At 69.8% G+C, this 8,854-nt stretch carries 6 protein-coding genes and 1 pseudogene; all 7 read left to right on the forward strand.

The genetic code is table 11. From position 1 onward, the window contains the following. The first annotated feature begins 31 nt into the window (after window positions 1–31). Window positions 32–667 carry a hypothetical protein gene (locus tag DFR74_RS31195; protein WP_067510897.1) on the forward strand — a complete coding sequence of 212 codons (636 nt, stop codon included), beginning with the start codon at window positions 32–34 and terminating at the stop codon, window positions 665–667. Between the two features lie 280 nt (window positions 668–947). Continuing rightward, window positions 948–2,567: an acyl-CoA synthetase gene (locus tag DFR74_RS31200; protein WP_067510898.1), complete on the forward strand. Its 1,620-nt coding sequence runs from the start codon at window positions 948–950 to the stop codon at window positions 2,565–2,567. A 230-nt stretch (window positions 2,568–2,797) separates the two neighbouring features. Continuing rightward, window positions 2,798–4,453: an acyl-CoA synthetase gene (locus DFR74_RS31205; protein WP_067510899.1), complete on the forward strand. Its 1,656-nt coding sequence runs from the start codon at window positions 2,798–2,800 to the stop codon at window positions 4,451–4,453. A gap of 100 nt (window positions 4,454–4,553) precedes the next feature. Beyond that, window positions 4,554–6,119, forward strand: coding sequence for a TerD family protein (locus DFR74_RS31210; RefSeq protein ID WP_067510900.1), 1,566 nt, complete (start codon window positions 4,554–4,556; stop codon window positions 6,117–6,119). Between the two features lie 52 nt (window positions 6,120–6,171). Beyond that, window positions 6,172–6,735 (forward strand): hypothetical protein, encoded by a 564-nt coding sequence (locus DFR74_RS31215; RefSeq protein ID WP_233444465.1) that lies wholly within the window; start codon window positions 6,172–6,174, stop codon window positions 6,733–6,735. A gap of 361 nt (window positions 6,736–7,096) precedes the next feature. Continuing rightward, complete coding sequence (locus DFR74_RS31220) at window positions 7,097–8,566, forward strand: PepSY-associated TM helix domain-containing protein (RefSeq protein WP_067514864.1); 1,470 nt, start codon at window positions 7,097–7,099, stop codon at window positions 8,564–8,566. Window positions 8,567–8,666: 100 nt separating this feature from the next. Further along, window positions 8,667–8,854, forward strand: a pseudogene (locus tag DFR74_RS31225) (hypothetical protein); the annotation flags it as partial.

The following is an 8,854-nucleotide window of genomic DNA, read 5'->3' on the forward strand; positions in this document are numbered from 1 at the left end:
AGTACCAAGGATTCTCTGAGGAGCATTGGTTATGCGTGGTCTGAGCTTCATACGTCATCTCACCGCGGTCGCGGCCGCGTCGGCACTGTTCGCGGGGGTGTTCAGCGGCAGCGCGACGGCCGAGCCCGCCGCGCTGGACTGGGTGTCGGCTGTGCAGCAGCTGCGCGTGGCCGCCGAGGGCAACCCCGACGCGGAGGCGGCCGTCGATCGTTTGCTGGCCGAGCCCGAGCGGCTGGCCGAGGCGGGCGAAATCGCCCTGCCCGCACAGCCTTTCCAGGTTCCGGCCAACTCCGATATCGGCCGCGGCCAGGGCCCCGGCGTGTACGGGTCGGGCATCGCGCTGGGCATCGACGGGTTCCGCTTCGGCTTCTTCGGCGGCCCCGGCACCATCTCGCCGAACCAGACCGGCGCCAAGCTCGAGGTCGTGTGGCTGAACCTGGCCAACGGCCGCAGCGGCACCGACCTGCTCATCGAGCACCAGGACATCCCGGTCGACACCACCATCCGCACCCGGGTCCTCGACACCGGCGCGGGCCCGGTGGTGGCGGCGGTCTACGGCTCGCTGTGGCACCGCTGGTCGGTCCCGGTCAGCGACGATCACCCGGACGGCTTCCAGTACCAGCTGGGCACCATCTCGTTCCCCTCGCTGGGCGCCGTCTACAACTGACCGAGACCGTGCTGCGGAGCACCTCCGCGCACGGGTCCGTATCACCGGGAGAGCTAGGGTTGGCACTGCGTGCCAACCCTAGCTCTTCGCATCACGCCGTCATCGACGCAGGTCCGGCGACCATTACCGCGTCCGGCGCGGCCGCGACGCCCACAGTCGACTGTCCGGTTTGTCGTCTTTACCTGTGATGACGCACACGTTCACTGCTACGGTAAGCATCCACACAAGATAGAGATCGCGGGTCGTCCGGCTGCGCGACAGTTCAGTGGAGGTGTTGTAGGTGACGCGTGTGCTGGAAACCCTGAAGGCGTTGGGGGTGTTGCGGTCCCGCGGAGTCAGCGATCCCAAGGCCCCGCTGGAGACGCTGAAGACCATGAAGGAGACCCGGATCTACGGCCCGCACGCGGCCCTGGTCCGGCACTCGGCCCGTATCGCGCCCGATCAGGCCGCCCTGGCCGACGAGCGCGGCGAACTCACCTACCGCGAACTCGACGAGCAGTCCACCGCCGTCGCGCGCGGCCTGCAGGCGGCCGGCATCACCGAGGGACAGGTCATCGCCGTCCTCGCCCGTGACCACCGCGGCCTCATCATGTCCAAGATCGCCGCGGGCAAGCTGGGCGTGCGCATCGCGCTGATGAACACCGGTTTCGCCAAGCCGCAGTTCGCCGAGGTCTGCGCTCGCGAGAATGTCACCGCCGTCCTGCATGACAGCGAGTTCCTGGACCTGCTCGACGCGCTGCCCGCCGATCTGCCGCGCTTCCTGACCTGGGTGGACGAAGGCACCGCACTCCCCGAGGGCGCGCAGACCTTCGACGACCTGATCGCGGCCAACAGCACCGAACCGCTGCCCGCGCCCAGCAAGCCCGGCGGCTTCATCATCCTCACCAGCGGCACCACCGGCCTGCCCAAGGGCGCGCCGCGCACCAAGGTCACGCCGATGGCCACCGCCCAGTTCGTGGACCGGGTGCCGTTCCCGCGCCGCGGCGCCATGGTGATCGTGTCCCCGATCTTCCACAGCACCGGCCTGGGCACCTGGCTGGTCGGCACCGTGCTGACCAACAAGATCGTCATGCGCCGCCGCTTCGACGCCGAGGCCACGCTGAAGATGATCAGCGACCACAAGGCCGAGATGCTGGTCGCGGTGCCCACCATGCTGCACCGCATGACCGAGCTGCCGCCCGAGGTGCGCGCCAAGTACGACCTGTCCTCGCTGCGGGTGATCCTGCTGGCGGGTTCGGCGCTGGCGCCGGAACTGTGCATCAAGGCCACCGAGGCGTTCGGCCCGGTGCTGTACAACCTGTACGGCTCCACCGAGGTCGCCATCGCCTCCATCGGCACGCCGGAAGAATTGGCCATCGCGCCGGGCACCGTCGGCCGCCCGCCCATCACCTGCGACGTACGTCTCTACGACGACAACGACCAGCTGGTGGAGGGCAAGAACGTCACCGGCCGCATCTTCGTGCGCAGCGGCGCGCCGTTCGAGGGCTACACCGACGGCAGGAACAAGCAGATCATCGACGGCTACATGTCGAGCGGCGATGTGGGCCACTTCAACGACGAAGGCCTGCTCATGGTGGACGGCCGCGATGACGACATGATCGTCTCCGGCGGCGAGAACGTCTTCCCGCAAGAGGTGGAGAACCTGCTGCTCGAGCGCGACGACGTGTTCGACGCCGCCGTCATCGGCGTGGACGACGTGGAATTCGGCAAGCGCCTGCGCGCGTTCATAGTCCCCGAGCCGGGCCACAACCCGGACGGCGAGGAGATCAAGAGCTACGTCAAGAACAACCTCGCCCGCTACAAGGTGCCGCGTGAGGTGATCTTCCTCGACGACCTGCCACGCAACCCGACCGGCAAGCTGCTGCGCCGGGTGCTCGTGGAGTACGACGTCACCGCCTGACCGGGTCAGGCCCTCCAGGAGGCAGCGCAGCGTCACCACGTAGGGCCCCTGGTCAGGCACGATTCGATACCGCCTGACATCCCGGACCTCACCGCCCCGAATCGGGGCGGTGAGAGACAGGACACATCGAGTGACAGTTGCTTGCTATTGTCAGCAGCAGCACTGGATCTCGAAGTTGCGGTCCACACCACCCCCGTCTCGGTGCGTGGATCGCGGAAGGTTGTTCCCTGATGTCTTTGTCCCTTCCCGGGCTGGGTGGCCCCGTGCGCAAGGCCGGCGAGCTGGCCCAGAGCGTGCGCGTCATGACCAAGCGGGGCCTGTTCAACCCGCTGCGGCCCGATCACGCGGCCCGGTCGGCCGTCAACGTCCTCAAGTTCGGTCCGTTCGCCGGCGTCGTCATGCACGCCGCGCAGACCAGGCCGCACGCCGCCGCCATCGTCGACGAACGCGGTGAGCTGACCTACGGGCAGCTCGACGAGCAGTCCAACGCGTTCGCGCGCGGCCTGCGCGCCCAGGGCGTCGCGCCGGGCGACGTGGTCGCCCTGCTGGCGCGCGACCACCGCGGCATGGTGCTGAGCATGCTGGCCGCGGGCAAGCTCGGCGTGCGGGTGGTGCTGATGAACACCGGTTTCGCCAAACCCCAGTTCGCCGATGTGGCCGCACGCGAGAAGGTCAAGGTCGTCCTGCACGACAGCGAGTTCCTCGACCTGATGAACGCCATCCCCGCCGAGATCCCCCGCGTGCTCACGTGGGTGGACGACAAGGACGGCGCCGACCCGTCGATCCCGACGGTGGAGTCGCTCTCGGCCGGTCGCGCCACCGATCCGCTGCCCGCCCCGGCCAAGCCGGGCGGCATGGTCATCCTGACCAGCGGCACCACCGGCACCCCGAAGGGCGCGCCGCGCGACCGGGTGAGCCCCTTCGCCTCCGCGCAGTTCCTCGACCGGGTCCCGCTGCCCAACGGCGGCACCATGGTGATGGCCGCGCCGATCTTCCACGGCACCGGCCTGTCCCAGTTCACGCTCGGGCTCGCGCTGGGCAACCGGGTGATCTTCCAGCAGCGCCGCTTCAACCCGGAGCAGACACTGGCGAATATCCAACGCTACAAAGCGGATTCGCTGGTCGTGGTGCCGACGATGTTGCAGCGCATCCTGGATCTGGACGAGCGGGTGCTCGATTCCTATGACGTGAGCACCATCAAGGTGATCTTCGCGGCGGGCTCGGCGATCCCGCCCGACGTGGTGACCCGCACCCTGGACCGGTTCAACGACAGCCTCTACAACCTGTACGGGTCCACCGAGTGCGCGGTGATGACCGTCGCGACTCCGGCCGACATGCGCAAGTCCCCCACCACGGCCGGCCGCCCGCCGGTGGGCATCCGCATCGTCCTGCTCGACGAGAACCGCAAGCCGATCACCGAGCCGAACGTCACCGGAACCATCTTCGTGGACAACGGTTTCGCCTTCGGCGGGTACACCGACGGCCGCAACAAGGAGATCGTCGACGGCATGATGTCCAGCGGCGACGTGGGACATTTCGACGCCGACGGCCTGCTCTACATCGACGGCCGCGACGACGACATGATCGTCTCCGGCGGCGAGAACGTCTTCCCGCTCGAGGTGGAGAACCTGATCGCCGGGCGCGAGGACGTGTTCGAGGCCGCGGTGGTCGGCGTGGACGACCGCGAGTTCGGCAAGCGCCTGCGCGCGTTCGTGGTGCCCGGCCCGGAATCCGCGCGCGACGCGCAGGAGATCAAGGACTACGTCAAGGCGAACCTGGCGCGCTACAAGGTGCCGCGCGAGGTGGTCTTCCTGGACGAGTTGCCCCGCAACGCCACCGGCAAACTGCTGCGCAAGCCGCTGGTGGAGATGGAGATCGAGGCCTGACCTGCCGCGACGCCGTGCGGCCCGCACCACGTGAGCCGCACGGCGGGCACCCGGCGTACTAGGCTGTCGCCCGAGAGGCAGTTCGAGTGACAGGGGACCGATGTCCAGCGTGATCGGCAAAGGTGGAAACGTCACTCTCGGCGGGGGCAGGCTGCACGTCGCGGCGACACCCGCGGGCATCGATCTCACCGTGCTGTGCCTGCGCGAGGACGGCAAGGTGGGCGGCGACGAGGACTTCGTCTTCTACAACCAGCCCACCTCCCCCGACGGCGCCGTGCGACTGGCCGAAGGCGCGGTGAGCATCGACCTGCCGCGCGTCGCGGGCAGCACCGACCGGCTGGTGGTGTCGGCCTCGGTCGACAACGGCGTGTTCGGCGGCATCCCGCTGGCGGTGCGCATCACCGAAGACGGTGGGCTCGCGCACGATCTGCCGATCACCGGGCTCACCTCGGAGACCACCGTGATCCTCGCCGAGGTGTACCGGCGGTCGAACACGTGGAAGCTGCGCAACGTCGGTCAGGGGTACGCGGCCGGGCTGGCCGGGCTCGCGACCGATTTCGGCATCGCCGTGGACGAGGAACCCGCTGCCGCGCACCAGATTCCGGTTCCCCCGCCACCTGCCACGCCTTACGCCGCGCAGTCCCACCCGCAGGGCGGAGCCCCTCCCCAGCAGTTCGGCGCGCCCTATCCGCCCGCCGCACCCGTGCCGCCGCACCCGGTTCCGCCGTCGCAGTACGGTGCGCCGAATCCGGGATCGCCGGCGCCCCAGCACCTTCCGCCCAACACCGCGTACCCGGCGCCGCCGAACGCCACCCACCAGGTGCCGCCTCACGCCGCTCACCATGGGTCGCCCGCTCCCGGATCGCCGCTGCCGCACCAGGTTCGGCCCGGTGCGATGGACCCGGTCGAGATTCCGTCGAGCCCGCCGCCACCGGCGTTCTTCCCGCCGTACCCGGGCTCGGCGCAACAGACGGCGCCGCAACAGGATCCGGCTCCGCCGCCGACACCACCGCCACCACTCGGCCCGTTGAAGTCCGGCGTGAACTTCGCCAAAGGCGCTGTCACGCTGATGAAGAACGCGCCGCCGGTGCTGCTGGAGAAGACGCCGGTGATCCGCCTTCGAGTGGCCTGGGAGAGCGGCACCGACTACGAGGCGTACGCGCTGGTAGTGCTGACCAGCGGTGATGTGGTGCACGTCGCCACCTTCGACGCCAAGGGCACCCCCGCCAATCCCCGTTTCCGGGACCTGGTGCGCCACCTGGGTGACCGCGGGCGCGGCGACGTGACGCGCGGCGGCGGGCGCGCCGAGGAGATCATCGAGATCGGGTTCGCGCCCGAGATCGCGGCCGTCATCCCGGTGGCGTACTCGGCCATCAATAACGGCACCGGATCGTTCCACAAGTACAAGGTGACGCTGTCCATCGAGAACGGCGGCGACCAGGTGGTCATCCCCGCCGACCAGGCCAAGAAGTCCAGCTGGATCTTCACCTGCGTGCCCGGCATCATCTACAACCGGCCGGAGGGCGTGCTCATCGAACGGCTCGAGTACTACAGCAGGCGGTTCTCCGAACACCGTCCCGCGGCCGTGCTGCACCCCGACGGGCGGGTCGAGGTGCGGATGGACAAGGGCCCGGTGAACGAGTTCAAGGCCGATCGCACCCGGTAGCGGGCGTTCGGGCCGGTCGGGGGTGGTGATCGCCTCGGGCTATCATCAGCGGGTGAGTATCGAGTTCGGCCGGTCCGCTGCGGGACGTCGCAGCGCCGTCGCGCGGTTGCGCGGCGGGTCGGCCGGAGCGATCTCGGGAACCGCCGCCATCGCCGCGCACGGCTGGGCCTCCGGCGGCGCCGCCCCCGACAGCACCACCCTCGCGCTGCTGACCGCGGCGTCCGCCGTCGTCGGCGCGCTGGTGGCCGGGCTCGCGCCGCTGCGCGACACCGCGGCCGGACTCGTGGCCGCGCTCGTCGGCGGGCAACTGCTCGGGCACGTGGCGATGGGCATCGGTTCCGGGCACCTGCATCACGGCGACGCTCAACTCACGCCGCAGATGCTCACGGCCCACGTGCTCGCCGCCCTCGCCGCGGCGGTCGTCATTCGCGGTGCCGAAGCGGCCTATCGGATCGCCACCGCGGTGCTCGCGCGCGTGCTTCCGGTGCGCCATCGCGCGCCGACGATCCCCGACCCGGCGCCGTTGCGGACCGCGCACCGCGACCGGGTCGTGCTGCGGATTCTCGCGGCGGAGACGCTGCGCACCCGGGGTCCGCCGGTCGCGGTCGTCGTCTGATTCCTTTCACCCGGTGCGCGAATGTGTTCGCGTGTCGTTGATGTGTGCCGAGATGGGTTGCGGTGTCCTCGTTTACGCGGGTGTCGCGTCGTTGGTCGGCGATCCACCGACCGTGCGAGCGTGTCCGAATGCGCTTCGCGCCCACGCGGACCCGGCCGACCGCTGAACGGTGATGCGCCGGGCCCACACGGCTTCCACGACGGTCGGCTCGACCATCGGTGTGCCCCGCCGAGACATCGATCGCGGTGTCATGGGCGAGGTCGCCGAAGGGCGTTCCCACCCGCCACGCCGAACGCACACCGACGTCGCCGTATCGCGCGCCAGCACCGGGTGTTCTCCGAACCTCCGAAACGAAAAGACCGTGAGCACAACAGAAACGATCACCCCGGACGCCGGTACGTCGGCGTCACCACCCGAACCCGCCCGTCGCGGGCCGGGCCGCAACGGCGTGCAGGCGCTCGCCATGCGGCTGCATTTCTACGCGGGCGTCTTCGTGGCGCCGTTCATTCTCATCGCGGCCGTCACGGGCGCGCTGTACGCCCTGTCCCCCACGCTGGAATCCTTCGTCTCGCGCGACCTGCTGACGGTCACGCCCGGCGAGGCCACCCGGCCGCTGTCCGAACAGGTCGCGGCCGCCGTCGCCACGCGGCCCGATCTGGCGCTGGCCGCGGTCTCCCCCGCGCCCGGCGCCGAGGACACCACGCGGGTGATGTTCACCGATCCCACGCTCGGCGCTTCCGAGCGGCGCGCGGTGTTCGTCGACCCCTACACCGCGCAGCCGGTGGGCGAGTCCGTCGTGTACGGCAGTTCCGGTGCGCTGCCGATGCGCACCTGGATCGACCGCCTGCACCGCGACCTGCACCTGGGCGAGCCCGGCCGGCTCTACGCCGAACTCGCCGCGTCCTGGTTGTGGATCATCGCCCTGGCCGGTCTGGTGCTGTGGTGGCGGCGGGTGCGATCCCGGCGGGCGAAGAACTCCGTGGGGCGGCTGTTCGTCCCGGATCGCACCAAGGGCGGCCGTCTGCGGAATGTGAACTGGCACGGCGCGATCGGCGCGTGGGTGCTGCCGCTGGCGCTGCTGCTGTCGGTGACCGGCATGACCTGGTCCACCTACGCGGGCGCGAACATCGGCGACCTGCGAAAGCAGATGAGCTGGACCACGCCCGCCGTGGACGCCACCCTGCCCGGCGCGGCCGCACCCGCCCCGTCGAGCGGTGGCGACCACCATCACGGTGGCGATCACTCGCCCGCACCGGCGCCCGCCGATCAGAACGACCGTGTCGCGCAACTGGATCGGGTGCTCGAGGCGTCGCGCGCGGCCGGGATCGACGAGGCCGTCGAAATCGCCGTTCCCGCAACGCCGGACGCCGCGTTCACGGTGAAAGAGCGTCGTATGCCGGGCATTCTGACCATCGACGCGGTCGCGGTGGACGGACGCAGCGGCTCCCTCACCGACCGGCTGCCGTACGCGGAGTGGCCGCTGATGGCCAAGCTCACCAACTGGGGCATCCAGTTCCACATGGGCCTGATGTTCGGGCTGGCGAACCAATTGCTGCTGTTCGCGGCCATGGTCGGGCTGATCGTGATGATCGTGCTCGGCTACCGCATGTGGTGGCAGCGCCGTCCTGCGCGCGCGACCGGGCTGCGGCCGGGCCGTGCCCCGCGACGCGGCGCGCTGCGCGCCACCACGCCGTGGATCGTGGTGCCGCTGCTCGGGGCGGCGCTGGTGGTCGGGTGGTTCGTCCCGCTGGTCGGGCTGAGCCTGCTCGCCTTCCTCGCCCTCGACGTGCTCCTCGGCGCGATCGGTAAGTTCCGCACGGCGAACCGGTAGTCCCCTGCGCGTGTGACAACGGCCTGCCCGGGCACGGCCGTCGTCCCGCCGTGCGCTCCCCCGGTTCGAACCTCTACTGACACAAGGAATTCCAAGCACAATGAAGAGCACGAAGCTCGCCCTCGCCACCATCCTCACCACGGCCGCCCTGGCCGCCACCACAGGCACGAGCGCCGCCTCGCCCGATGTGGGCGTGATCAATTTTTCGGCGTCGGCTACCGAGACGTCGTCGATCATCTCGATTGATGCGGGGTCGTTGGTGGTCGAGGATCAGGTGGTGAAGATCAA

The organism is Nocardia puris (assembly GCF_003315035.1).
Lineage (GTDB): Bacteria > Actinomycetota > Actinomycetes > Mycobacteriales > Mycobacteriaceae > Nocardia > Nocardia puris.